The following is a 22,794-nucleotide window of genomic DNA, read 5'->3' as shown; positions in this document are numbered from 1 at the left end:
TACGGGCCATGCGTACGGGCCACGCCTGCGGGCCACACGTACGGGGCACACGTACGGGGCACGCCACGGGCGGCGCCTGCGGTCCGCCCCGGATCAGAGCCCGGCCAGCCGGGCCAGCCGCTCGAAGGAGTCCAGCAGCGCCGCGCGGTCGTACGTGGACGTGGTGACCAGCAGCTCGTCCGCGCCGGTCAGCTCGGCCACCTCGGCGAGCTGCGCCGCGACCTGCTCCTCGGTGCCGTGGACGTGCCCGGCGAGCCCGCCCTCGTACAGCTCCCGCTCCTTCCGGGTCATGGCCAGGGCCTCGACCTCCTCCGCCGGGCGCAGGGGCGGGAAGCTGCCCCGCGTGCGGGAGTACGCGAGGGACCACGCCTCCGGGACCAGGATGCGCCGGGCCTCTTCCGGAGTCGGCGCCACCGCCACCGTCCCGGAGACCACTACGTACGGCTCCGAGCCGCCGGCCGAGGGGCGGAACTCCTCGCGGTAACGCCCGATGATCTCCGTGACCCGGCCCCGGGCCCGCAGGTCGCCCACCACCAGCGGCAGTCCGGCCCGCGCCGCGATCCCGGCGCCCTCGCCGGTGGCCAGCACGTACGCCGGTATCCGCAGCCCCTCCGCCGGGCGGGCGTGCACGTCGGGGTGCGCCTGCTGGGTGCCGTCGAGCCAGCCCAGCAGCTCCGCCAGCTGCTCCTCGAACCGGTCGGCGTCCCCGGTGTCGCGGCCCAGCGCCCGCCGGATCCCGCCGGTGAAGCCGACGGAGCGGCCGAGTCCCATGTCGATCCGGCCCGGGAACAGCGACTCAAGGACCCCGAACTGCTCCGCGACCACCAGCGGTTGGTGGTTGGGCAGCATCACCCCGCCGGTCCCCACCCGGATCCGTTGGGTGGCCCCGGCGACGGCGGCGGCCAGGACGGCGGGCGCGGAACCCGCCACACCGGGGACGCTGTGGTGCTCGGACACCCAGAAGCGGTGGTAGCCGAGCCGCTCCGCCGCACGGGCGAGCTCCACGGTGTCGCGCAGGGCCTGCGGGGCGGGGTGCCCCTCGCGGGTGCGGGACCGGTCGAGGATGGAGAGTTTCCGGATCACACAAGGCTGTAACGCACACGCGCCGAAACGATTCCCTGCCTACTCTGGCCCGCATGAGTGACAGCAACGACCGCCCGCCGCTGGCCGTCTTCGACATCGACAACACCCTGGCCGACACCGACCACCGCCAGCACTTCCTGGAGCGACGCCCCCGGGACTGGGACGGCTTCTTCGGCGCGGCCCCGGCCGACCCGCCGCTCGCCCGCGGGGTGGCGCTGGCGGTGGAGCAGGCGGCCGACTGCGAGGTCGTGTACCTGACCGGGCGCCCGGAGCGGTGCCGCACGGACACGGAGGAGTGGCTGACCCGGCACGGGCTGCCGGAGGGGCGGGTGTGGATGCGCGGGAACCAGGACCGCAGGCCGGCCCGGACCACCAAGCTGGAGGTGCTGCGGCGGATCGCCCGGGGCCGGGAGGTGCGGATGCTCGTGGACGACGACGAGCTCGTCTGCCAGGCCGTGCGCGCCGCGGGCTTCAAGGTGGTCCTGGCCGACTGGGCGGCGGAGGCGCCGGAGCTCACGTCCGCCCAGGAGGGCGAAGGCCGCACCTGAGGCAGGTAGCCGCTCGGTCGGCGTCCTCGCCCGGCTCCCCGAGGCGCCGGCCGAGGGGGCGGCTCGCCGCCGTGGAGCAGGCGTGGGCCGACGGCCATGAGAGAGAGCCCTCGGCCGAGCGCGTGGCCGGTTCCCGTCGCCTATCGGACCAGCGCGAAGGTACTGGCTGCGACGGCCCCGCCCACGGCAGCGCCCACGAGAACCTGGGCCGGGGTGTGGTCCCTGAGCTCGACCCGGGACCAGCCGACGACGGCGACCACGGCGTAGGCGAGGAGCACCCAGGGCCCGTACGTCATGGCGAGCATCGCGACGCTTCCGGAGGAGACGGCGGCATGCACGCTGATCTTCCAGGCGGGGGTCACGGCGAGGAGGGCCGCGAGGGTGACCAGCATGGCCGCGATCAGCGCAATCATGGTCCGCGGGGCGTTGCAGGCCCACAGCAACGCGATACCCGTGGCGACCGAGCCGACGACGAAGGTCATCACGAGGATGCGCTGACGCCGCTGGCCGACGTGCCGGTCGGCCCAGCGGCCGCGGCGGATGCCGTACTTGATGAACGCGAGCGGGATGACCGCGGCGAACAGGCAGCCGAGGAGGCCCCATCCGATCCCGGCGAGGCGGCCGGTGTGCCAGCCCATGAGGACGGTGTCCGCGATGATCCAGGTCTTGGGATCGAGACCGTCGGTGATCAGGCGTGCGGCCCGGGACGCGGCGGGCCGGGCGATCGGGGTGACCGTGGTCGTCACGCCGTTGCCTCCTTGCTGGTCGTGGTGAGGAATGCGTCGGCCACGGGGGAGTGGTAGACCCGGGCGAGCTGGACGAGCCTCGACACCTCGGTGGCGAAGTCGAGGTCCTCGATTCCGACGGTGCCCGGCTCCTGGGTGCTTGCGGCGGGCAGGGCGCCGCGGGCCTTGCCCTCGCGTGCTGCCCGCATCCAGAGGGCTTCGGCGGCCGGGCTCGTCGCCGGGTCGAACCCCGCCTGCCGCGCGGCGCTCTGCGCACGCTCCCGTACGCCGTCATCGGCGTAGGCGTCGAGGGCCAGGGCTGCGTCGCGTATCTCGATCACCCGCCGGTACAGCCGCAGGCGCGGGCTGCGGAGGATTCCGGTCCTGAGGACGATGTCGGGGGTGACTGCGGTCAGGTCCTGCCAGAGCGGCTGGAGCTGCCGGTGGTGCCGGCCGTCCTGGACGGTGCGCCAGGCCACGCCGAACGCGGGGATGCTGCTTCCGACGAGGATGAAGCCGATCGCGACGTACTTCAGGGCATCGGTGGCGTTGTCGACCGCGATGTCGCCGGTGCCGTCCGTGAGGCCGACGAGGCGGCTCGTCATGTACCCGGACCGGACCAGGGTGTAGAGGACGCCGACGGCGGTTCCGATGCCCATGAGGCGTACGCCGGTCCGCAGCCATCGGGCACTGGCGTGCCGCGCGCTCCCCCAGAAGAGCCAGGTGGCGGTGGCCATCGCGATGCCGAGGTAGGTGACGAAGACGAGGTAGTAGACCGTGGCCCAGCCGTTGCCCGCACTCTCCTCGAAGAAGTCGGTCATCTCGTGGGGCCGCGGGACGAAGAAGACGAAGAGCACCGCCATGGCCGTCATCGCGGTCAGGGCGACGTAGTGGCGGCCTCGCAGCCGACGGCCGGTGCCGGTTTCCGGCCGGGCGATCGCGACGACGAAGTCGACGACTGCGCCGGCCGCGATCACGCCCAGCCAGTGCTTGACGAGGGTGGACAGATTGTTGACGCCCGCTGCGTGGTCCACGGCGTGCATCAGCCCGGGCAGACGGAGCGTCATGGAGAGGGTCAGGGCGGCGAACGCCATCCACAGCGCTCGTTGCTTGACGGTGCGAACGGCCGAGGGGACCCGCCAGACCGTCACCGCCCAGAGCATGATCAAGACGGCGATTTCGAGGTGTTTCACTTCACGACCACGTGTTTCGAACGGGGTGCCCGAGGGCGTCATGGAGGCGTACGAGACGGCCCTCGGCCTCGCCGGAGGTCGACTGCGTCGTGTAGCGGCCGGCCCGCTCGTGGATGAGCGTGGCCAGGGTCTCCGCCTGCCGCTCCTGCGGGCTCGCGAACTTGCTCCGCCCCATGAGGTGCGCCAGGCGGTCGATGTCGAGGCCGAGTTCCTCGTCGATCGATTCGGTCGTGCGCGCCACGCTCCTGATCCGGGCCGCCTCGGCGCGGATGATCGAGGCCACGGGGAGGTCGGGGCGGTCAAGACCGGAGACGGTCGCCTGCGTGCGCGCCAGCAGGTGGTGGAAGTGTTCGGAGGCGCGGGCGATCTCGTCCTCCGACGGCTGTTCCGGCAGGTCGAGCTCGGGGGCGACATGACCGAGCAGCATGTGGGAGATCTCGTGGAGGACGATCTGCACCTTGAGGATCTCGGCCGCGACGGCGTCGTAGAAGACGAGGTCAGCCACCTCCAGGCCGAGCCAGATCCCGCACGGCAGGGCCGGGTCGGGAGGCCCGTCGAGAGGGAGCAGGATCAGCGGCCGGCCGCGCTGCTCGGCTATGCCTTCGCAGAAGACCTCGAGGTCGAACGGCTGGGGGATGACGAGTTGGTCGGCAACGGCGGCGCACTCTGCATCGGCGCGCTTCCACCACCGCCGCATAGCCGCACTCCCCGCCCGTCAGCTCTCTCCGGAGTGGAGCTCAACTGCCCCGTTCCGTTCGCTTGCTTCGCACTTCTGATCGGCTCGAGAGTAGCCGGAAGCATGCGGTGGCGGAAAAAGGGCGTATTGACTGTCTGAAAGACGCTTGTTCGTGCGGGCCGCGTGGCTGAATCGCGTCTCACGACTCCTTGGGACGGCGACGGCGGGGCTTCACATCCGGAAGCCCTTCGGCCTTGCGGAGCTGCTTGATCAGGCCGGTGACGGACCTCATCGACCCGGCGGACAGTCCGCTGAGACGGAAGGCCGCGGCCTTGACCTGTTCATCCTCCAGGACCTGGGCGAACTCGTCGGCCGCGGCGGCCTTGTCCATCTCCTCGCGAAGCCGGGAGATCCTCTCCTCGATCCGCTGCTCGATCGCGTCGGCGTTCTCGCCGTCGGCGAGGTATCCGACGGTGACGCCGAAGAAGTTGGCGATCGCGCGGATCGAGTCGATGCCGGGGTTCGGATTGTTGTTCAAGCGGATGGTCTGGACCGTGCCGTGCGAGACGGAGGGGCCGGGCAGCTGCTTCGTGCCGTCGGCGATCTCTTGGTACGTGTACGGACCGCGGCCCGCCGGGTGGATCGTCTCGATCAAGAAACCGAGGCGGTCGCCCATGGTGTCCCGCCGGCCGGTGGGGGTCTCCTCACCCATCACCGTCATTGCTCCCGTCTCCTGCTGGATCCCGTGGCCCACTGCCGAACCATCCCCCGCATTATCTACCGGTCTAGATGGATCTCGCCACACAGTGCAACCAAGTCCGTCTACCCGGCTGGCGGACCCTCGCAAGTGCGACCTGCGCCACGTCGCTGCACGCCCACCCCGCCAGTCGCTTGACAGGGCGTATGTGGGACGACGTATGTTCATTCAGCCATCTAGCCCACTAGATGCATCGGCGCTCAACTGCTCGACGCTCCACGTCTAGCTTGCTGAGTCGCCGAAGCTGCTGGGCGAGAGGCGCACGGGGAGAGGACCGCCTCTGCCGTGGGCTGGGGGACGGGGGTCCGCAGCCCACGGGGGGCGGTCAGCTTGCCTGTGTCCAGACGTTCAGACGTTCAGACGTTCCGGCGTTCAGCCGTTCAGCGCAGTGTGAGCGGGGTCTCGGATTCGACGCGGGACAGCTTCTCCGGGTTGCGGACGTAGTAAAGGCCCGTGATGCGGGCGTCCTCGACACGGAACGCCAGGACGCCGTCGATCTCGCCGTTCAGGCGCAGCACGAGTGCCGGGTTGCCGTTGACCACCGTGGGGTCGCTGGTGAGCGTGGCTCCGTTCTTGGCGGTGCCGCCGATGATGAAGCGGGCCACCTTGTCCGCGCTGACGATCGGCCGCGGGGCGGCCTGCTTGATGCCGCCGCCGTCGCTCACCAGGACGGCCTCGGGGGCGAGTACGTCGAGGAGGCCCTGCAGGTCACCCGTCGCGAGCGCGCGCCGGAACGACTCCAGGACCGCCCGGCTCTGGCTCGGGGAGACCACCTCGCGAGGACGGCGTGCATCGACGTGCCGGCGGGCGCGGTGCGCGATCTGGCGGACGGCCGCCGGGCTCTTGTCCACGGCCGCCGCGATCTCCTCGTAGCTGACGTCGAAGGCCTCGCGCAGCACGAAGACGGCGCGCTCCGTCGGCGACAGCGTCTCGAGGACGAGCATCATCGCCATCGACACGCTCTCGGCGAGCTCGGCGTCCTCGGCCACGTCCGGCGCGGTGAGCAGCGGCTCGGGCAGCCACGGGCCGACGTACGCCTCCTTGCGGCGGCTCATCGTACGCAGCCGGTTGAGCGCCTGCCGGGTCGTGATCCGGACCAGGTACGCACGCTGGTCGCGTACCTGGTCCAAGTCGACCTCCACCCACCGCAGCCAGGTCTCCTGGAGGACGTCTTCCGCGTCGGCCGCCGATCCGAGCATCTCGTAGGCGACGGTGAAGAGCAGGTTGCGGTGGGCGACGAACGTCTCGGTCGCCGGGTCGGTGGCGTGGTCGCTCATGGCTCGCCCTCTCGTTCGTCGGTAGGTGTTCGATCTGATCATCTGCTCGTTCAGCGGATGGCCGGCGCCTCGCTGCGCCCGGCCTCCAGCAGGGGCCGGCGCTTGGTGTCCCTGGCCCAGGCCCACTTGAACGAACCGGGCTTGCTCGCCTCGTTGGCCAGCTGCTTGACGGTGCCCCGGCAGATCAGCTCCTTGAGCTTCGCGGCAGGGCGACCGTCGAGGTGGAGCCTCATCGCGCTGTCGTCCCTGCGCGCGACCTGGAAGATGCCGGTCCCGCGGCCCAGACTGATGCACTGGCCGACGAACCCCAGGGCGATCGGCGCAGGTTGCTCCCCCGCGATCCGGTTCAGCACCGTGTCGGCGGCGTGGCCGCCCAGCGGCCCGGCGGCCTGGCAGCTCATCCGGAACGGCAGGTCCGACGGCGCCGCCGAATCACCGGCCGCGACGATGCGTACGTCGTCCACACTCGTCAGGGTCTCGTCGGTGAGCAGCCGGCCCAGGGCGTCGGTGCTCAGCCCGCTGCGCGCGGCCAGGTCCGGCACGCCGAATCCGGCGGACCAGATGGTCACCTCGCTCGGGAGCCGGCGGCCGTCGGCGAGTTCCACGGCATCGCGCCCCACCGCCGCCACCTTCGCGCCGGGGCCCTCGATCACGGTCACACCGAGTGCGGCCAGCCGTTCGGCGACCGAGCGCCGACCCCGCTGGTGCAGGTAGGGGCCCAGCACGTCGCCGCAGACGAGGGTCACGGTGCGGCCCGCCTCCGCCAACTCGGCGGCGGTCTCGATGCCGGTCGGACCGGCTCCGACAACGGTCACCGGAGCCGTGGCGGGAGCGGCGTCCACGATCTGCCGCAGGCGCCGTGCCTCCTCGAGGTCGGCAATGGGGTGGGCGAACTCGGCCGCTCCGGGCACGCGCGGGTCGGCGCTGCCGCTGCCCACCGCGTAGATCAGGTAGTCGTAGCCGACCGTGCCACCGCCCGCCAGCGTGAGGCTGCGCCCGGCCGCGTCGATCCGCGTCACGGTGTCGACCAGCAGACCGATGCCCTCGGCCAGCACGTCCCGGTAGTCGACGACCGCGTCGTGGGACCCGCCCACCACCTGGTGCAGGCGGATCCGCTCGACGAAGGTCGGGCGCGGGTTGATCAGAGTGACGGTGACGTCGTCGCGCTGCGTCAGTCGATTGGCCGCCATGACCCCGGCGTATCCGCCGCCGATGACGATCACTTCGGTGTTCCCGGTCCCGGTCACGGTGTCTCCTTCGTTTCTTGGCTTCGGCATCAAGACACCGCGTGATCGATCGCCGTGACAGGGTGTGATCCAGATCACTCCACGGGCCCGTCCTGGCGGAGCGGCCCAGAACCGTCATGGGGACCGATGAGTTTCGCCGCGATCCGCAGTCATAGACCATGGATGGTGCGCTTCAGCCGCGAGTGCGTGGCAGCGTGCACCGAAGTGACCCGCTGAGAACAGACACGAGACACCGAGGAACCTGAGATGCGTACCCTGATCAGCACCGCCTTCATCTCGCTCGACGGCGTCGTCGAGGCCCCGGGCGGCGAGCCCGGCTACCGGAACTCCGGGTGGACCTTCAAGGACGTCGAGTTCCTCCCCGAGGCGTTCGAGATCAAGGGCCGCGAGCAGAAGGAAGCCACCGCGATGCTCCTGGGCCGGACCAGCTACGAGGCCTTCAGCCCGGTGTGGCCCGACATGGCGGACTTCGCCGACTACAAGGTGATGCCGAAGTACGTCGTCTCCACCACGCTCACCGAGGACGACCTGGTGACGAACTGGGGCGAGACCTCGATCCTGCGCTCGCTCGACGAGGTCGCCGCGCTGAAGGAGACCGACGGCGGCCCGATCATCGTGCACGGCAGCGCCTCCCTGAACCGGAGCCTTTCGGACGCCGGCCTGATCGACCGCTACCACCTGCTCGTGTTCCCGCTCCTGCTCGGCGCGGGCAAGCGTCTGTTCAGCGCCACGGACAAGGACGCCCAGAAGCTGAAGCTGGTCGAGCACGAGGCCTACGCCAACGGCCTGCAGAAGAACGTCTTCGACGTCGTCCGCTGACGAGGCAGCTCGCGTACAGGCCTTAGGGGGTGTCGCGGGGCGAGTGCGGCCTCACTGGCCCACCCTCCCGTCGATGCACTCGCGCAACAGGTCGGCGTGCCCGGAGTGACGGGCGTACTCGTCGATCCGGTGCACCATCAGCTCCCGGACTGCGATCCCCTCCTTGCCCACCCGCCGGCCCAGGTCCGGGTGCTCGGCCAGTGCGGCGTCGGTGGCGGCCTGCTCGCGCTCCAGATCGACGTATGCGGCGTCGACGACGGCCTGTTCGGCGACCGCTCCGTGGAAGTCCGCGTCCTTCCCGCCGTACAGTTTCGGCAGCGGGTCGCCGTCGCTGATCCAGTTGCGCCAGTCCCGTTCCACCTCGGCGAGGTGCCGGATCAGGCCGAGCAGCGACATCGTCGACGGCGGGACCGACCGGCGGGCCAGTTGCTCCGCGTCCAGACCCTCGCACTTCATCCGCAGGGTGATGCGGTAGTTCGTCAGGAAGTCCTGCAGCGTGGCGAGTTCGCCCTCCGGACTGTCCTCGTTGTTGCGGAGGTCGTCGTCCGGGTCGGCCCACATGTCGGGGTAGACGGTTGCCCGGGTCCACCGCGCGGGTTGATCATTCATGGGTGCATGCTCGGCCATGGCAGTCGAGTTCGCTACCGACTTTCTGCTCCCAGCCGGTTCTGCGCCGGCCGTCAGTGGTGCCGGGACATGTGGGCGAGGATCTGGGTCGCGCCGTCGGGCGCGAAGGCGCTGTCGATTCCCTCGGCGGCGCCTTCGGCTGCTTCCCTGGAGCGGGGCAGCAGGAGGTCCTCGTAGGCGCGGACGGCGTCGTCGACGGTGGCGCCGTCGACGGCGGTGTTGTCGATCAGTGCGCGGGCGAGGTCGGCGCCGTCGAGCATGGCGAGGTTCGCGCCCATCCCGGAGAACGGTGACATGAGATGGGCGGCGTCGCCGAGGAGGGTGAGGCCGGGGGTGTGCTGCCAGGTGTGCGGGACGGGCAGGGCGTACAGAGGCCGGTTGACGTACCCGGTGTCGGTGTCGGTGATGAAGCCGAGCAGATCGCGGCTCCAGCCGGTGAACTCCTCGAGCAGCGCTTCGCGGACCGCGCCTTCGTCGACCAGGTCGAGGCCGGCCTTCTGGTGCCAGTTCTCGTCGGTGCGCATGCCGATGTAGACGCGGATGTGCCGGTGGCTGTTGCGCTGGGCGACGAAGCCCCGGTTGTCGTCGAGAGCCATCATGGTGCCGTCGCCGGTGAGGGAGGCGAGTGCGGGGTGGCGGGTGTCGGCGTCGTCGAGGCCGGTTTCGACGAAGGTGACACCGGTGTAGACGGGCGCTGCGTCGGAGAGCAGGCGGCGGACTTGCGACCAGGCGCCGTCGGCTCCGACGACGAGGTCGGCCTCGGTGGTGGCGCCGTCGGCGAAGTGCAGGCGGTGGGTGCCTCCGGTGAGGGGTTCGACGTGCGCGAGCTTGTGGTTCCAGCGCACGGTGTCGGGATTGAGGGAGTCCAGCAGGAGGCCGCGGAGCTGGCCGCGGTCGATTTCCGGGTTGCCGTCTTCGGTGCCGGCCCCGGGCGGTCCGGCGTCGAACAGGACGCTTCCGTCACGTCCGACCAGGCGTATCTGCTGGCCTTCGGGGCGGGCCAGTGCCAGGAAGTCTTCCCGTAGTCCGGCTTCGCGCAGGGCGGCCTGGCCGGAGTCGGGGTGCAGGTCGAGGGTGCCGCCCTGGTCACGGGCGGAGCGGGAGGCGTCCCGTTCGTGGACGGTGACGGCGATGCCGTGCCGCTGGAGGATCCGGGCGCAGGTCAGGCCGCCCGGTCCGGCACCGATGATCGCGATGCGGGGCGTGGTGGAGCTGTTCATGGTGGTGCTCCGTTCTGGAGGCTGGGCAGGCAGGAGAAAGGGAACGCCGCGGCCGGGCAGTGCCCCACGGCCGAGCCGTTCCAGAAGAGCACGCTCGACCCAAAAGTGCAACGACTCAACTTTTTAAGCTGCTCAACCCAAAGGGTGTAGGGTCGGGGGCATGAGCGAGAAGACCGCGAACCACATGCCGCCGGGGCGCCGCGAGCGCAAGAAGGCCGCCACCCGGCAGTCCCTGGCCGATGCCGCTCTGCGCCTCTTCCTCGAACGCGGCTACGACCAGGTCGGCATCCGCGACATCGCCGACGCGGCAGACGTGTCCACCACCACCCTCTTCAAGCACTTCCCCGTGAAAGAGGCACTCGTCTTCGACGAGGACGCCGACCAGGAAGCGCGGCTCCTGTCCGCCGTACGCGACCGGCCCGAGGGCCAGTCCGTCCTCGCGGCCCTGCGCGAGCACGCCCTGCGCCACCGGGTCGGCGCCCGCGACGGTGATGCGGACTTCGCCGCCTTCGTCGAACTCGTGGAGAGCACCCCGGCCTTGCGCGACTACGCCCAGCGCATGTGGCTCCGCCACGAAACCGCGCTCGCACACGCCGTCGCCGAGGCGACCGAAGCTCCCGCCGACGATCCGCACTGCGCGGCGCTCGCCCACTTCGTCCTGGAAGCCCCCCGCACTGCCCGCGGACGCGCCGACGCCCACGAGAGGGTGGCGCGCGCCTTCGACCTCCTCGAACGAGGTTGGAACGGCGTCGGCCCCGGAGCCTGAGGCGCGGCATGTCCGCGCGAGCCGGCGGGCGTGGCGACGGTTTCCGTGTCGGCAGCCGGTCGTTATCGGGAGAGGAAAGGAGGTCCGACATGCCAGCACAGGGACCTGCGAAGCAACCCACGGCCGAGCTCGACGCCCGCTACAGCTCCGCGCTCAATCCCCGCCCGGGGGCCGCGGACGTCACCGCGACCGCATGGGACGAGGCCCGGCGGAGGTTGGAGGCGGCCGAGAGCTTCTGGGTGTCCACGGTGCGCCCCGACGGCCGCCTGCACGTCACCCCCCTGATCGCCGCCTGGCACGACGGGGTGCTGTACTTCTCGACCGGTGCGGGGGAGCAGAAGGCGAAGAACCTCGCTCATGACGGGCACTGCGCCCTGACCACCGGGGGAAACTCGCTCACCGAAGGGCTGGACCTCGTGGTCGAGGGCACGGCTGAGCTGGTTGCCGATCCGGCGGTGCTCGAGGAGGTGATCGCGGCCTACGAGACCAAGTACGGGGCGCACATCACCTCGCCCGAGGGCACGTTCCACGGGATCGGGGATGCCTTCCGCAAGGGTGACGCGGTGGTGTTCGCGGTGACCCCGACCACTGCGTACGGCTTCGGTCGCGACAACGGGGTCTACAGCCATACGCGATGGGCGTTCTGATGTAGCAGGGCCCCCACGGAGCTGAGGGTGCGCGTTTCGGCCGGCGGAGGCCGGACGGACGGTTCCTAGGTCGTGCGGGTGAAGGCGCGGCGGTAGGCGCGGGGCGGGATGCCGCGACGGCGGACGAATTGCTCGCGCAGCACCGCGGCGCTCCCGTATCCGACCTGGCGGGCGATCTCCTCGACCGGGAGGTCGGTGGTTTCGAGGAGTTCCTCCGCCCTGCTCAGCCGTAGGGTCCGTAGCCAGGCGTGCGGGGTCGTGCCGGTCGCGGCGGTGAAGCGGCGGGCGAAGGAGCGTTTGCTCATCATCGCCCGGCGGGCCAGTTCCGTGACGGGCAGCGGCTCGTGGAGGTGTTCGCGGGCCCAGCCGAGGACTTCGGCGAGCCGCTCGTCCCGGCCGTTCTCGGGGACCGGTGCGGCCAGGTACTGTGCCTGGCCGCCGTCGCGGTGGGAGGGCAGCACCATGTCCCGGGAGACGCCGTTGGCCAGCGCGGCGCCGTGCTCCCGCCGCAACAGGTGGAGGCACAGGTCGAAGCCCGCCGCGGCCCCCGCGCCCGTGACGATGCTCCCTTCGTCGATGTAGAGCGCGTCGGGTTCCACGGTCACCTCCGGGTGGCGGCCGGCGAGCAGGTCGGCGAACCGCCAGTGCGTGGTCGCCCGCCGGCCGTCGAGCAGCCCGGCGGCGGCGAGCGCGAACGTGCCGACGCAGTGGGCCGCGACCACGGCACCGCGCCCGTGCGCGGCCCTCAGCGCGTCGAGCACGGCGGGCGCGGGTGGGGTGCGGAATTGCGCCCCGGGCAGGGCGATCAGCAGATCGGCGGCCGCGAGCCGGTCCAGTCCGTGCACGATGGAGAGCGGCACGCCGCAGTCCGTGGGCACCGGTCCGGGCCGGTCGGCGCACAGGGCGAAGTCGAAACCGGGCAGCGCCGCCCCGTGCGGACCGAACACCTCGGTGACGATGCCGACGGCGAGCATGCCGACGCCGGGAGGGACGTACGCGGCAACGGACTTGAACGGCGGCACGTGTCGCAGTGTGGCACACGGCTGGCACGAATCCTGCGATCAGAGGCAGCCGTGCCACTCGTGAACTCCCGCCGTGCCCGGAAGTATTGAGGCCATGACAGACGCACCGCTCGGCCGCAGCGCCGCATACAAGGTCCTGACCACCGGCTACGTGGGCTCCACCGGCCCCGGAGTCGCCGCGACCGTCTCCTACGTACACGACGCAGGACGGCACGTGATCTTCGACCCGGGCATGGTGGCGAGCCACGACGACATCCTCGCCCCGCTCGCGGAACTGGGCCTCGGCCCCGAGGGCATCACCGACGTGGTGCTCAGCCACCACCACCCGGACAACACCATGAACGTGGGCCTCTTCGGCCGTGCCCGGGTGCACGACCACAAGGTCGAGTACCTGGGCGACCAGTGGACGAACCGCGACGCGGAGGGCTACGAACTCACCCCGTCGCTACGGCTGATCCGCACCCCGGGCCACAGCCACGAGGACATCACGCTGCTGGCGGGCACGGACTCGGGCGTGGTGGCCTTCGCCGGCGACCTGTGGTGGCACGCGAACGGCCCGGCGGACGACCCGGTGGCCCCGGACCGCGAGGTGCTGCGCGCCTCCCGACTGCGCGTGCTGGCCGCGGCGGACCTGATCGTGCCCGGCCACGGCGGGCCGTTCAAGGGCGACGAGACCACCCCGCGCTAGTGCCGTGCCGGGCGCCGTGACCCGGTGAACCTTTCCGGTCGCAGCACTAGCGGGCGGGCCGCGGGTCGGCGGGCGCTCAGGCGCGAAGGCCCCACGCGGAGATCATCGGGGAGGTGGTGAGGTCGAGGAGGCCCGAAGCGACGTTCGCGAGATGCCGCTCGATCTCCTCGTCCGTCGCGAGCCCCGCCGCGACACCCGGGTCGGTGGTGCAGGAGTACGAGCGCCAGGCCGAGCGCGGCGGCCGGCACCACCCCGGTCGTCCTGCCCGGCCCAAGGCGCCGCGGCTCGCGGGGTGCAGGGAGCAGAGCACAGCTTCGTACGCCACCCACCCACACCCCGCGAGCCGTGCCGCACTGCGCCCACCGGGCCCCGGGAACCACCCCGGCGGGGGAGCGCACGGGGGCGATGGCGGGCCCGTGCCGTTGCCCCACGGGGGTCGCGGGTGGTCCGGGCATCAGCAGCCGCCGGCGCTCAGGAGGCGCTCCGGCGGCTGACCGGTGCGTAGGGCGCACAGGAAGGGCTCCGCCGCGGCCGGTTGCTCCGAACGGCTCACCGCGGCGGCGACGGCCGCGCCGGCGGGCCGTGCAACCGGGCCGGGCCGGTCCCGCACAGCCCCGCCGGCCGGCCCGGGCTACTGCGATCGCGCCGCGCTCAGTCCTCGCCGTCCAGGCGGAAGCCGACCTTCAGGCCTACCTGGTAGTGGGCCACGGTGCCGTTCTCGATGTGGCCGCGTACCTGCGTGACCTCGAACCAGTCCAGGTTGCGCAGCGTCTGGCCCGCCCGGGTGATCCCGTTGCGGATGGCCTGGTCGATGCCCTCGGGGGAGGTGCCGACGATTTCGGTCACCCGGTAGGTGTGGTTGGACATGGAGTCTCCCGACGGTGGGTGCTTGTGCCTCGTTCTACGGTGCCCCAGTAAGTCCGTCTCCGCGAACTTTGTGTGAACAGTCCCGAGCAAAAGGCCCTTGACCCGCCCATTGGTCTATGCCAATTTCAAGCCATCTGAGATCCGTCTGAGATCGATCCCCAGAAGGTGACCCCCTCGTGAAGATGCGCCTCCTCGCCGTGTGCACCGCCCTCGCCGCCGCGACCGCACTCACCGGCTGCAGCCGGCTGGAAGGTTCGGCCGAAGGGACGCAGAAGGTGACGCTCTGGCTGATGAAGGGCAGCGCGTCGGAGGACTTCATCGCCAAGTTCACCGCCTCCTTCGAGAAGGACCACCCCGGCATCGACCTCGACGTCAAGATCCAGGAGTGGACGGGCATCGGCGAGAAGGTCAACGCCGTGCTCGCAGGGAAGGGCGGCGAGAGCGCCGACGTCATCGAGGTCGGCAATACGCAGGTCGCCCAGTACATCGAGGCCGGCGGCCTGTCCGAACTGACCCTCGAGGGCCTGCGCGAGTGGGGCAACAAGGACTGGCTCAAGGGCCTCTCCGACCCGGGAAGCATCAACGGGGCCCAGTACGGAATCCCCTGGTACGCCGCCAACCGGGTGGTGATCTACAACAAGGACCTCTTCGCGAACGCCGGGATCAAGACCCCGCCCAGGAACCGGCAGGACTGGATCCAGGCCACCCAGAAGCTCGACAAGGGCGACCAGCAGGGCATCTACCTGGCCGGGCAGAACTGGTACGTCCTCTCCGGGTTCATCTGGGACGAGGGCGGCGACCTCGCCGTCGAGACCAGCGGACAGTGGTCCGGCACCCTCGACGACGAGAAGGCCCTGGCCGGCATGGAGTTCTACAAGCAGATGCAGGCCCTCGGCGACGGCCCCAAGGACGCCGACGAGGAGACGCCCCCGCAGTCCGAGGTCTTCGCCCGCGGCCAGGTCGCCCAGATCATCGCCCCGCCCGGCCAGGCCGCCGCGATCGAGGCCGCCAACCCCGCGCTCAAGGGCAAGCTCGGCTTCTTCCCGATCCCCGGCAAGACCTCCGACAAGCCCGGCGCCGTCTTCACCGGCGGCTCCGACCTGATCATCCCCGAACGGACGAAGCAGCGGGCCCACGCCGTCGACGTGATCACCGCCCTGGTCAGCGAAACCTGGCAGACCGAGCTCGCCCGCACCATGAGCTACGTACCGAACAAGACCACCCTCGCGCACGTCGTCGACGGCAACGAGGGCGCCGCCAGCATGGCGCCCGGAGCCGCCCAGGGCCGGGCCACCCCGAAGTCCGCCCTCTGGGCCCAGGTCGAGGCCGAAAACCCGATCAAGCCCTACATGACGGCCGTACTCACCGGCCAGGACCCCCGGAAGGCCGCCGAGGCGGCCTCGGACACGATCACCAAGGTCCTCAACGCCGACCGCTGAGCCCGCCGAGTTCAGCGTTCGCACATCCAAGTGCCGCTGCGCGGTCATGTCGAATCCAGCCGGTCACGGAAGAAGTAAAGGAGCCAGGCCACCACACCTGCCGGCCTGGCTTCCGTGCCCGGATCAGGAGCCGCCATGACCATCGCCCCCCTGTCCCCGTCCCCCCTGTCCCCGTCCACCCTTCCCCCCACCGCAACCCCCGCCCTCGCCACCGCGGCCGTCCCCGCCGCCGTCGCCCCCACCGCCGTCCCCGCGGCCGCGCCCGTCGCGGCACCCGCCGCCCTCCCCGCCGCCCCCCGCTACGCCGTCCGCCTAGCCCGCAACGAGGACGAGGTACGCGCCGCCCAGCGGCTGCGCCACCAGGTCTTCGCCGGCGAGCTCGGCGCCCGCCTCGACGGACCCGAGCCGGGCCTGGACTCCGACGCCTTCGACGCGTACTGCGACCACCTCCTCGTCGTCGAGGAGGAGACCGAGCAGGTCGTCGGCACCTACCGGCTGCTGCCCCCGGAGCGCGCCGCCGTCGCCGGCCGGCTCTACTCCGAGAGCGAGTTCGACCTCTCCGCCCTCGCCCCGGTCCGCCCCGACCTCGTCGAGGTCGGCCGCTCCTGCGTGCACCCCGACCACCGCAACGGCGCCGTCATCGCCCTGATCTGGGCCGGCCTCGCCCGCTACATGGACCGCTCCGGCCACAACTGGCTCGCAGGCTGCTGCTCGATACCGCTCGCCGACGGCGGGGTCCTGGCCGCCGCCACCCGCGCGAACGTCCTCACCCGCAACCTCGCCCCCGAGGAGTACCGGGTCACCCCCCACCTCCCCTGGAACCCCGAGGGCATCACCTCCCCGGCGCGCATGGAGCTGCCCCCGCTGCTCCGCGGCTACCTGCGCCTGGGCGCCTGGGTCTGCGGCGAGCCCGCCCTCGACGCCGAGTTCGGCTGCGCCGACCTCTACGTCCTGCTCTCCCTGCGGCGCACCAACCCGCGCTACCTCAGGCACTTCCTCTCGCTCGCCCCGGCCGCATGAGCGTCTGGCTGCCCACCTCGCCCTGTACCCCCGAGGCCTGCGCCGGCCACGAGGGGGACAGCGCGAGCGCTGCCCGCGCGGTGCTCCGGCTCACCGCCGCCGTCGCCCTGATCCTGCTCGGGATCCTGGGCGCCCCGCCGGTCCGGCTGCTCCCCGCCCGTCCCCGCCGGACGCTGGTGCGGGCCTGGGCGACCGCCCTGCTCCGGGTTTTCGGCCTACGGGTCACCGTGCACGGAAGCCCCGGCCCGGACGGCGGCCGCCTGATCGTCGCCAACCACATCTCCTGGCTGGACATACCGCTCGTCGCCGCCGCCCTGCCCTGCCGGATGCTGGCCAAGAGCGACATCCGCGACTGGCCGGTGCTCGGCCCGCTCTCCCGGCAGAGCGGAACCCTGTTCATCGAGCGGGACCGGATCCGCGCCCTCCCCGACACCGTCGAGACCATCACCCGCGCCCTGCTGGCCGGCGACCGCGTCACCGTCTTCCCCGAGGGAAGCACCTGGTGCGGGCGCGCCCAAGGCCCCTTCCGGCGGGCCGCCTTCCAGTCCGCCCTGGACGCCCGGGTGCCCGTACAGCCCGTACAGCTCGCCTACCGGCTGCCCGACGGGAGCCTCGCCGCGGCGCCCGCCTTCGTCGGCGACGATCCGCTGACCGCCTCCCTGTGGCGGATCGCCCGGGCCCGCGGGGTGCGGGCCGAGGTCCGGCTGCTGCCGCGGATCCCGCCGGGCCGTCACGCGGACCGGCGGGAACTCGCGGCCGCGGCTCAGGCTGCGCTCGGCTCCGACCCCGTCCCCGCCTCCTCACTGCTCGCAGGGGTGCCGGCCCAGCCGGCCTCGCCGTCGGCCACCGCCAGGGACAGCGCGAAGCGACCCTCTGTGTCCGTCCACCACTGCGTCAACTCCAGCCCCGCCACCGCGAGTTCCTTCCGTACACCCTCCTGACGGAACTTCGCGGAGACCTCCGTCAGGATCTCCTCACCCGCCGCGAACGGCACCACCAGATCCAGCGCCCGGACCTTCACCACCAGTTCGGACCGGGCCCGCAGCCGCATCTCGATCCACTCGTGCTCCCGATTCCACACCGCGACGTGCGCGAAGTCGTCGGTGTGGAAATCCGCGCCCAACTCCCGGTTGACGACGGCCAGGACGTTCTTGTTGAACTCGGCCGTCACCCCCTGCGCGTCGTCGTACGCGGCCACCAGGACGGCCTCGTCCTTCACCAGGTCCGTCCCCATCAGCAGGGCGTCACCGGGCGACAGCATCGCCCGTACGGAGGCCAGGAACGCGGCGCGCTCCGGCGGCAGCAGATTGCCGATCGTGCCGCCCAGGAACACCACCAGCCGCGGCCCGGGAGCCGGCGGCAGCTGCAGCGGCTTCGTGAAGTCGGCCACCAGCGCGTGCACCCGCAGCCCCGGGTGCTCCGCCAGCAGCGTCTCGGCCGCCCCCTCCAGGGCGCTCCCGCTCACGTCCACCGGAATGTACGTGTCCAGCGCGGGCATCGCCTCGATCAGGTGCCGGGTCTTCTCCGAGGAGCCGGAGCCCAGCTCCACCAGCGTGCGCGCCCCGCTCGCCGAGGCGATCTCCCCGGCCCGTGCCAGCAGGATCTCCCGCTCGGCGCGCGTCGGATAGTACTCCGGCAGCCGGGTTATCTCCTCGAAGAGTTCACTGCCCCGGGCGTCGTAGAACCACTTGGGCGGCAGCACCTTGGGGGACACCGTCAGGCCGTGCAGGACGTCCGCGCGCAGCGCGGTCTCGGCGGCGTGCTCGTCGAGGGTGCGGGTCAACTGGAAGTCGCTCACTGCGAGGTCTCCTTCAGCGGGGTCAGGACGACCCGTGTGCCATGGGTGGTCAGCAGGGTCCGGTCGGGTACTTCGCACCAGCGGGGGTCGTCGTCGTACGGCTCGGACGCCACCACGATGCGTTCCGCCGCGGTGTCGGGGGGATGCTCCGTGTCGGTCGGACGTGTGCTGTCGGGAGGATGCCCGCCGTCGGCCGGATGCACCGTGTCGGCCAGGTACCAGAGCGAATCGCCCCAGGCCGTCGCGGCGATCCCGGTGCCGTCGGTCAGCAACAGGTTCAGCCGGGAGTCGGGCGAGGCCGCCGCGATCTCCCGCACCGGCTCGGCGAGCGCCGTGCCGAGGTCGTCCCCCCGCTCCAGCCGGTGCAGCACCAGCGCCCAGATCAGCGCCGAGTCCGTGCCCGCGGCCAGGGACAGCAGCTCCTCGGGCGGCAGGGTCGCCGCGAGCGGCGCCACCGCGTTCGGCCAGTCGCGCACCGCGCCGTTGTGGCTGAACAGCCACGGCCCGGACGCGAACGGCGCCGCCGCGGCCTCCCCGTCCGCCCCGAACACGGTGGCGTCCCGGACGGCGGCCAGCGCGGCCCGCGTCCGTACCACGCGGACCAGATCGGCGAAGTTCAGGTCGCCCCAGATCGGCCCGCCCCGCCGGTAGCGCGCGGGGACCGGATCGCCCTCCGCGTACCAGCCGACGCCGAAGCCGTCGGCGTTGACCGTGCCGTGGCGCTGCCGGCGCGGCTCCCAGGACTGGCGTACGAGGGAGTGCTCCGGCTCGCTCAGCAGCCGGGCCAGGGGCACCTCCGGCCCCAGGAACGCGATATGACGGCACATCAGACGTCCCTCGCGGTCCGGAAACCGGAGAAGATCTGCCGGCGCACCGGCAGGTCCCAGTTGCGGAAAGTGCCCCGGCAGGCCACCTGGTCCACGGCGAACGAGCCGCCGCGCAGCACCTTGTGCTCCGGGCCGAAGAACACCTCCGAGTACTCGCGGTACGGGAAGGCCCGGAACCCCGGGTACGGCAGGAAATCGGAGGAGGTCCACTCCCACACGTCGCCGATCAGCTGGCGCACCCCGAGCGGGGACGCCCCGGCCGGGTAGCTGCCCGCCGGCGCCGGACGCAGATGGCGCTGGCCGAGGTTGGCGTGCGCGGGGGTCGGATCCTCGTCGCCCCAGGGGTAGCGGGTGGAGCGTCCGGTGGCCGGGTCGTGCCGGGCGGCCTTCTCCCACTCCTCCTCCGTGGGCAGCCGCCGCCCCGCCCAGCGGGCGTACGCGTCCGCCTCGTACCAGCTGACGTGCAGCACGGGCTCGTCGGCGGGCACCGGCTCCGTCACCCCGAACCGGCGGCGCAGCCACTGTCCGGCCTCCCGGCGCCAGAACAACGGCGCCTCGATCCCGTGCCGGCGTATCTGCTCCCAGCCTTCGGCGGCCCACCAGCGGTCGTCCCGGTAGCCGCCGTCGGCGATGAACGCCTGGTAGGCGGAGTTGGTCACCGGCGCCGTGTCGATCCAGAACGGCCCGGTGTCCCGCGTGTGCGCAGGGCGCTCGTTGTCGAGCGACCACGGCTCGGCCGACGTGCCCATCGTGAACGGGCCGCCGGGCACCAGGACTTCGGGTGCGGGCGGCTCCGCTCCCTGGGGCGGATCGGGATCGGGGGCGGTGAGCACCGGCCCGCCGCGGCGCAGCTGATGGGTGATCAGCATCGTCTCGTCGTGCTGCTGTTCGTGCTGGGCGATCATCCCGAAGGCGAAGCCGTCGTCCAGCAGAGCGGAGCCCTCCAGTGCCGTGCGCTCCAGCAGGTGGAAGACCCGGTCGCGCACCTCGGCCGTGTAGCGCCGGGCCTCCGCAGGGCCCAGCAGGGGCAGCTTCGGCCGCTCGGAGCGCGGATGCTGGAAGGCGTCGTAGAGCGGGTCGATCTCCGGGTGCAGGGACTCGTGCCCGGCCACGTTGCGCAGCAGCCAGAGCTCCTCCTGGTTCCCGATGTGCGCCAGGTCCCACACCAGCGGTGACATCAGCGGGGAGTGCTGTTCGGTCAGGTCCCGGTCGCTCACCGCGTCGGTGAGCAGCGCCGTACGGGCGCGGGCGGCGGTGAGGGCCGCGAAGGCGCGCTCGCGCAGGTCCGCGGGCGAACGTTCCGCGGGCGTCGTGTCCCCGGGCGTGCTGTCCCCGGGCTTCGGGTCCGTATGGGTCCGGCCCGTGTGCGTCCGGTCCGCGGAATCGGCGGAAGGTGATGCGGTCATGAGCGGGCCCCCGTCCCGGTGAGCTGCAGGAATCCGTCGTCGGCCGGGCAGCGGCCGCGGAGTACGTAGCGTTCCGTGAAGGCGCCGACCACGTCTTGGACGTGCCGGCTCGCGCCGAGCCGTGGCAGCGCCTCGGCGGCGGCCCGGAAACAGGCGGCCGCGGCCGCTCGCAGCTCCGGATCGGCCAGGCCGTGCCGGGCGGCGGACTGCCACAGCGGGTTGCGCGGCGCGGGCCGCGAACCGTGGGTATCGGCCAGCGCCTTCGCCACTCGGTACGCACTCTCGGCGGCCTCAGGATCGTCGAACAGCGCGTGCACGACGGCTACGGGGACCAGCCAGCCGTCGTCGCCGGGCTGGGCGTCGATCATCCGGAACTCCAGGTGGCCGCGCGGGCGCACCGGCGGGAACAGCGTGGTCAGGTGGTATTCCAGGTCCTCGGCGGTGGGCGGCCGCAGCCCGTCCGGGCTCGGGGTCCCTGCTGCGCCTCGGGCGGCGTCGGCGCCGTCGCCGGCCCGGAGCCAGTCGCGGAAGGTCAGCCCGCGCGGTGCCGCCCAGGGCCCGCCGTCAGACGACCGTACGCACATCACCTCGGTGTCCAGCGCGTGCCGGGTCCACCCGGCCCGCGGTTCGGCGTCCGGCGGCGGGGCGAGCGCCCGACGGGCGTCGATGTCGCGCCAGATCCCCTGGCGGGCGCACCGCCAGCCGGCGTACGGGCCTTCGTGCGCGGGGGAGTTGGCGAAGGCCGCCACGAACACGGCGCCCAGCAGGTGGGCCAGCCGCCAGCGCCGGCCGTATCCGAGGGGGCCGGGTTCCTCGTACCCCGCGTCCACGCAGACCTGTACGGAGGCGGAGGAGCACATCATGGCGCGGCCGGCCGGGCCGGTGCGGTCGAAGTGGATCTCCATCGCGTCGTAGCGCGGGCTGGAGAGCAGCCGGCGCAGTGGCAGACGCGGATCGCGGCCGGTCCCGCGCAGGACCAGGCCCTGGGACCTCAGGGCGGACCGTACGGCGCTGAGATCGGCCTGCAGGCCGTCCAGGCAGCCGGAGAGGGAAGGGGCGGGGGCCGAGCTGAGCTCGAGTTGCCCGCCGGGCTCGATGCTGAGCCGGGAATTCAGGGGCAGGGCGCTGGCCGCGTCGTGCGCGGCGGTCAGCCGGTCGGGCGGCAATATCAGGCCGGGCCGCTCGGCGTCCAGGACGAGCCATTCGAGCTCGGCACCGAGGGTGCGGGGCGGGCCGGTCTTGAAACAGATGCCGTGGATCAGGTCTTCGGCGGCGGTCTCGCTGAGCGCTGCTGAGGCGCATGCTGTCTGAGGGATGGGTGGTGCAGGTGAGTCCTGAGGCATGGACGGGTCTCCTGTCCAGTGTTGTGACTTGACCATGCCTACCCGTCCTTGTCGGCCTGAAAGGTGGGAACGGGCCACCGCGCGGAAAAATCTCTGGCCGCGGGTGAACCGCACTGCCGATGATGGCGACGTGAGCAGCAGATTGCGCGAGATCGCGCGGGAGAACGCGACCATTGTGGCGGCCGGTGGATACCGGACGCGGTCGGGGCGGCAGGTCTCCCTCGCCGCCGCCCTGGCGGAAGCCAGGGCCGGAACCAGGATATATGGGCCAAACTCGGTCATTCCAGACGAGGACTTTCCCGCGGAGCGCTGGCCAACGGCCGTCGAGGTCACGGGGGAGAGCAGCACGGTCGCAGCCCGTAGGCTCGCCGCGGACGCTCCGGCGCCGGTCTCCGGGGCCGCGGTGGCCGTCCTGAACTTCGCATCGGCCCGAAATCCCGGGGGCGGCTACGTCCGCGGCGCCAAGGCCCAGGAGGAGGCGCTGTGCCGCGCCTCGGCCCTGTACGAGACCTTGCTGGAGGCCCCGGAGTACTACGAGATCCACCGCGCGGGAATCAGCACCTTCTACACCGACCGGGTGATTCACTCGCCCGGGGTGCCCGTCTTCCGCGACGATCGCGGCGAACTGCTGGACACCCCCTTCCGGGCGGGCTTCCTCACCTCCCCGGCACCGAACGCGGGCACCATCCGCCGCCAGGAGCCGGAGCGGGGGGGGGGGGGGGGGGGGGGGGGGGGGGGGGGGGGGGGGGGGGGGGGGGGGGGGGGGGGGGGGGGGGGGGGGGGGGGGGGGGGGGGGGGG

General features: G+C 72.0%; 23 protein-coding genes and 2 pseudogenes. 9 read left to right on the top strand and 16 right to left on the bottom strand.

Going from position 1 to position 22,794, the window contains the following annotated elements:
* Positions 1-93: 93 nt before the first annotated feature.
* On the bottom strand, positions 94-1,083 hold the full coding sequence (locus ACZ49B_RS07825; protein ID WP_468301655.1) for an LLM class flavin-dependent oxidoreductase: 990 nt from the start codon (positions 1,081-1,083) through the stop codon (positions 94-96).
* A 53-nt stretch (positions 1,084-1,136) separates the two neighbouring features.
* On the opposite strand from ACZ49B_RS07825, the gene ACZ49B_RS07820 reads away from it, so the two are divergent.
* The gene (locus ACZ49B_RS07820) at positions 1,137-1,631 is read left to right on the top strand and encodes a phosphatase domain-containing protein (protein WP_468301652.1); all 495 of its coding nucleotides are present in this window, start codon (positions 1,137-1,139) and stop codon (positions 1,629-1,631) included.
* A 140-nt stretch (positions 1,632-1,771) separates the two neighbouring features.
* Here ACZ49B_RS07820 and ACZ49B_RS07815 read toward each other — a convergent pair whose 3' ends face one another.
* The 6 genes from ACZ49B_RS07815 to ACZ49B_RS07790 all read right to left on the bottom strand — a co-directional run bounded on the left by ACZ49B_RS07815 (position 1,772) and on the right by ACZ49B_RS07790 (position 7,449).
* Positions 1,772-2,377: a hypothetical protein gene (locus ACZ49B_RS07815; protein WP_468301649.1), complete on the bottom strand. Its 606-nt coding sequence runs from the start codon at positions 2,375-2,377 to the stop codon at positions 1,772-1,774.
* Positions 2,374-3,549, bottom strand: coding sequence for an MAB_1171c family putative transporter (locus ACZ49B_RS07810; RefSeq protein ID WP_468301646.1), 1,176 nt, complete (start codon positions 3,547-3,549; stop codon positions 2,374-2,376). The genes ACZ49B_RS07815 and ACZ49B_RS07810 overlap by 4 nt, the downstream gene beginning before the upstream one ends.
* A 1-nt stretch (position 3,550) precedes the next feature.
* Positions 3,551-4,246, bottom strand: a complete 696-nt coding sequence (locus ACZ49B_RS07805) for a hypothetical protein (RefSeq protein ID WP_468301643.1) — start codon at positions 4,244-4,246, stop codon at positions 3,551-3,553.
* Between the two features lie 178 nt (positions 4,247-4,424).
* Entirely contained in the window at positions 4,425-4,946 is a 522-nt protein-coding gene (locus ACZ49B_RS07800; RefSeq protein WP_468301640.1) for an XRE family transcriptional regulator, read from the bottom strand.
* A gap of 416 nt (positions 4,947-5,362) precedes the next feature.
* Complete coding sequence (locus ACZ49B_RS07795) at positions 5,363-6,259, bottom strand: RNA polymerase sigma-70 factor (protein ID WP_468301637.1); 897 nt, start codon at positions 6,257-6,259, stop codon at positions 5,363-5,365.
* 50 nt (positions 6,260-6,309) lie between these two features.
* Entirely contained in the window at positions 6,310-7,449 is a 1,140-nt protein-coding gene (locus tag ACZ49B_RS07790; RefSeq protein WP_468302439.1) for an NAD(P)/FAD-dependent oxidoreductase, read from the bottom strand.
* Between the two features lie 303 nt (positions 7,450-7,752).
* On the opposite strand from ACZ49B_RS07790, the gene ACZ49B_RS07785 reads away from it, so the two are divergent.
* Positions 7,753-8,325, top strand: coding sequence for a dihydrofolate reductase family protein (locus ACZ49B_RS07785; RefSeq protein ID WP_468301634.1), 573 nt, complete (start codon positions 7,753-7,755; stop codon positions 8,323-8,325).
* A gap of 51 nt (positions 8,326-8,376) precedes the next feature.
* Here the strand turns inward: ACZ49B_RS07785 and ACZ49B_RS07780 are convergent, their stop codons facing one another.
* On the bottom strand, positions 8,377-8,934 hold the full coding sequence (locus ACZ49B_RS07780; protein ID WP_468301631.1) for a DinB family protein: 558 nt from the start codon (positions 8,932-8,934) through the stop codon (positions 8,377-8,379).
* Positions 8,935-9,005: 71 nt separating this feature from the next.
* Positions 9,006-10,172 (bottom strand): FAD-dependent oxidoreductase, encoded by a 1,167-nt coding sequence (locus ACZ49B_RS07775; RefSeq protein WP_468301628.1) that lies wholly within the window; start codon positions 10,170-10,172, stop codon positions 9,006-9,008.
* 160 nt (positions 10,173-10,332) lie between these two features.
* Here ACZ49B_RS07775 and ACZ49B_RS07770 point away from each other — a divergent pair, with 160 nt between their 5' ends.
* Positions 10,333-10,938 (top strand): TetR/AcrR family transcriptional regulator, encoded by a 606-nt coding sequence (locus tag ACZ49B_RS07770; protein ID WP_468301625.1) that lies wholly within the window; start codon positions 10,333-10,335, stop codon positions 10,936-10,938.
* Between the two features lie 89 nt (positions 10,939-11,027).
* A complete protein-coding gene (locus tag ACZ49B_RS07765; RefSeq protein WP_468301622.1) occupies positions 11,028-11,585 on the top strand; it encodes a pyridoxamine 5'-phosphate oxidase family protein in 558 nt (185 codons plus the stop codon).
* 65 nt (positions 11,586-11,650) lie between these two features.
* On the opposite strand, the gene ACZ49B_RS07760 is transcribed toward ACZ49B_RS07765, so the two are convergent.
* Complete coding sequence (locus ACZ49B_RS07760; protein ID WP_468302436.1) at positions 11,651-12,559, bottom strand: GlxA family transcriptional regulator; 909 nt, start codon at positions 12,557-12,559, stop codon at positions 11,651-11,653.
* Between the two features lie 142 nt (positions 12,560-12,701).
* Between ACZ49B_RS07760 and ACZ49B_RS07755 the strand changes: the two genes are divergently transcribed.
* Positions 12,702-13,295 (top strand): MBL fold metallo-hydrolase, encoded by a 594-nt coding sequence (locus ACZ49B_RS07755; RefSeq protein ID WP_468301619.1) that lies wholly within the window; start codon positions 12,702-12,704, stop codon positions 13,293-13,295.
* 76 nt (positions 13,296-13,371) lie between these two features.
* On the opposite strand, the pseudogene ACZ49B_RS07750 reads toward ACZ49B_RS07755, so the two are convergent.
* Both ACZ49B_RS07750 and ACZ49B_RS07745 read right to left on the bottom strand, forming a co-directional pair.
* Positions 13,372-13,488: pseudogene (locus tag ACZ49B_RS07750) on the bottom strand (SAM-dependent methyltransferase); the annotation flags it as partial.
* 458 nt (positions 13,489-13,946) lie between these two features.
* On the bottom strand, positions 13,947-14,162 hold the full coding sequence (locus ACZ49B_RS07745) for a dodecin (protein ID WP_402314079.1): 216 nt from the start codon (positions 14,160-14,162) through the stop codon (positions 13,947-13,949).
* Positions 14,163-14,338: 176 nt separating this feature from the next.
* Between ACZ49B_RS07745 and ACZ49B_RS07740 the strand changes: the two genes are divergently transcribed.
* The 3 genes and pseudogenes from ACZ49B_RS07740 to ACZ49B_RS07730 form a co-directional block, all read left to right on the top strand.
* On the top strand, positions 14,339-15,601 hold the full coding sequence (locus ACZ49B_RS07740) for an extracellular solute-binding protein (protein WP_468301615.1): 1,263 nt from the start codon (positions 14,339-14,341) through the stop codon (positions 15,599-15,601).
* A gap of 135 nt (positions 15,602-15,736) precedes the next feature.
* Positions 15,737-16,621: a GNAT family N-acetyltransferase gene (locus tag ACZ49B_RS07735; RefSeq protein ID WP_468301612.1), complete on the top strand. Its 885-nt coding sequence runs from the start codon at positions 15,737-15,739 to the stop codon at positions 16,619-16,621.
* Positions 16,618-17,145 (top strand): annotated as a pseudogene (locus ACZ49B_RS07730) (lysophospholipid acyltransferase family protein); the annotation flags it as partial. The gene ACZ49B_RS07735 and the pseudogene ACZ49B_RS07730, both read left to right, overlap by 4 nt.
* 239 nt (positions 17,146-17,384) lie before the next feature.
* On the opposite strand, the gene egtD reads toward ACZ49B_RS07730, so the two are convergent.
* From egtD to egtA, 4 genes are read right to left on the bottom strand one after another with little or no spacing between them, the layout of a single operon-like run.
* Positions 17,385-18,419 (bottom strand): L-histidine N(alpha)-methyltransferase, encoded by a 1,035-nt coding sequence (gene egtD, locus ACZ49B_RS07725; RefSeq protein WP_468301609.1) that lies wholly within the window; start codon positions 18,417-18,419, stop codon positions 17,385-17,387.
* Positions 18,416-19,246, bottom strand: coding sequence for an ergothioneine biosynthesis protein EgtC (gene egtC / locus ACZ49B_RS07720; protein WP_468301606.1), 831 nt, complete (start codon positions 19,244-19,246; stop codon positions 18,416-18,418). Before egtC ends, egtD begins: the two co-directional genes overlap by 4 nt.
* A complete protein-coding gene (gene egtB, locus ACZ49B_RS07715; RefSeq protein ID WP_468301603.1) occupies positions 19,246-20,652 on the bottom strand; it encodes an ergothioneine biosynthesis protein EgtB in 1,407 nt (468 codons plus the stop codon). Before egtB ends, egtC begins: the two co-directional genes overlap by 1 nt.
* Positions 20,649-21,995 carry an ergothioneine biosynthesis glutamate--cysteine ligase EgtA gene (egtA, locus tag ACZ49B_RS07710; RefSeq protein WP_468301600.1) on the bottom strand — a complete coding sequence of 449 codons (1,347 nt, stop codon included), beginning with the start codon at positions 21,993-21,995 and terminating at the stop codon, positions 20,649-20,651. Before egtA ends, egtB begins: the two co-directional genes overlap by 4 nt.
* Between egtA and ACZ49B_RS07705 the strand changes: the two genes are divergently transcribed.
* On the top strand, positions 21,994-22,794 hold an 801-nt coding region (locus tag ACZ49B_RS07705; protein ID WP_468301597.1), incomplete at its 3' end, for a TIGR02452 family protein. The two genes, egtA and ACZ49B_RS07705, sit on opposite strands and share 2 nt — an antisense overlap.

The sequence above is a fragment of the Streptomyces sp. NPDC031132 genome (assembly GCF_055570595.1).
Note: the sequence above shows the minus strand (reverse complement) of the source record. Positions and strands in the feature narration are given on the sequence as shown.

What these genes read in the sequence shown, in the direction of transcription:
- ACZ49B_RS07820 (WP_468301652.1), top strand. Translation starts at nt 1,137, where the DNA reads ATGAGTGACAGCAACGACCGCCCGCCGCTGGCCGTCTTCGACATCGAC.
- ACZ49B_RS07805 (WP_468301643.1), bottom strand. Translation starts at nt 4,246, where the DNA reads ATGCGGCGGTGGTGGAAGCGCGCCGATGCAGAGTGCGCCGCCGTTGCC.
- ACZ49B_RS07800 (WP_468301640.1), bottom strand. Translation starts at nt 4,946, where the DNA reads ATGACGGTGATGGGTGAGGAGACCCCCACCGGCCGGCGGGACACCATG.
- ACZ49B_RS07795 (WP_468301637.1), bottom strand. Translation starts at nt 6,259, where the DNA reads ATGAGCGACCACGCCACCGACCCGGCGACCGAGACGTTCGTCGCCCAC.
- ACZ49B_RS07790 (WP_468302439.1), bottom strand. Translation starts at nt 7,449, where the DNA reads ATGGCGGCCAATCGACTGACGCAGCGCGACGACGTCACCGTCACTCTG.
- ACZ49B_RS07785 (WP_468301634.1), top strand. Translation starts at nt 7,753, where the DNA reads ATGCGTACCCTGATCAGCACCGCCTTCATCTCGCTCGACGGCGTCGTC.
- ACZ49B_RS07780 (WP_468301631.1), bottom strand. Translation starts at nt 8,934, where the DNA reads ATGAATGATCAACCCGCGCGGTGGACCCGGGCAACCGTCTACCCCGAC.
- ACZ49B_RS07775 (WP_468301628.1), bottom strand. Translation starts at nt 10,172, where the DNA reads ATGAACAGCTCCACCACGCCCCGCATCGCGATCATCGGTGCCGGACCG.
- ACZ49B_RS07770 (WP_468301625.1), top strand. Translation starts at nt 10,333, where the DNA reads ATGAGCGAGAAGACCGCGAACCACATGCCGCCGGGGCGCCGCGAGCGC.
- ACZ49B_RS07765 (WP_468301622.1), top strand. Translation starts at nt 11,028, where the DNA reads ATGCCAGCACAGGGACCTGCGAAGCAACCCACGGCCGAGCTCGACGCC.
- ACZ49B_RS07760 (WP_468302436.1), bottom strand. Translation starts at nt 12,559, where the DNA reads ATGCTCGCCGTCGGCATCGTCACCGAGGTGTTCGGTCCGCACGGGGCG.
- ACZ49B_RS07755 (WP_468301619.1), top strand. Translation starts at nt 12,702, where the DNA reads ATGACAGACGCACCGCTCGGCCGCAGCGCCGCATACAAGGTCCTGACC.
- ACZ49B_RS07745 (WP_402314079.1), bottom strand. Translation starts at nt 14,162, where the DNA reads ATGTCCAACCACACCTACCGGGTGACCGAAATCGTCGGCACCTCCCCC.
- ACZ49B_RS07735 (WP_468301612.1), top strand. Translation starts at nt 15,737, where the DNA reads ATGACCATCGCCCCCCTGTCCCCGTCCCCCCTGTCCCCGTCCACCCTT.
- egtC (WP_468301606.1), bottom strand. Translation starts at nt 19,246, where the DNA reads ATGTGCCGTCATATCGCGTTCCTGGGGCCGGAGGTGCCCCTGGCCCGG.
- egtB (WP_468301603.1), bottom strand. Translation starts at nt 20,652, where the DNA reads ATGACCGCATCACCTTCCGCCGATTCCGCGGACCGGACGCACACGGGC.
- egtA (WP_468301600.1), bottom strand. Translation starts at nt 21,995, where the DNA reads ATGCCTCAGGACTCACCTGCACCACCCATCCCTCAGACAGCATGCGCC.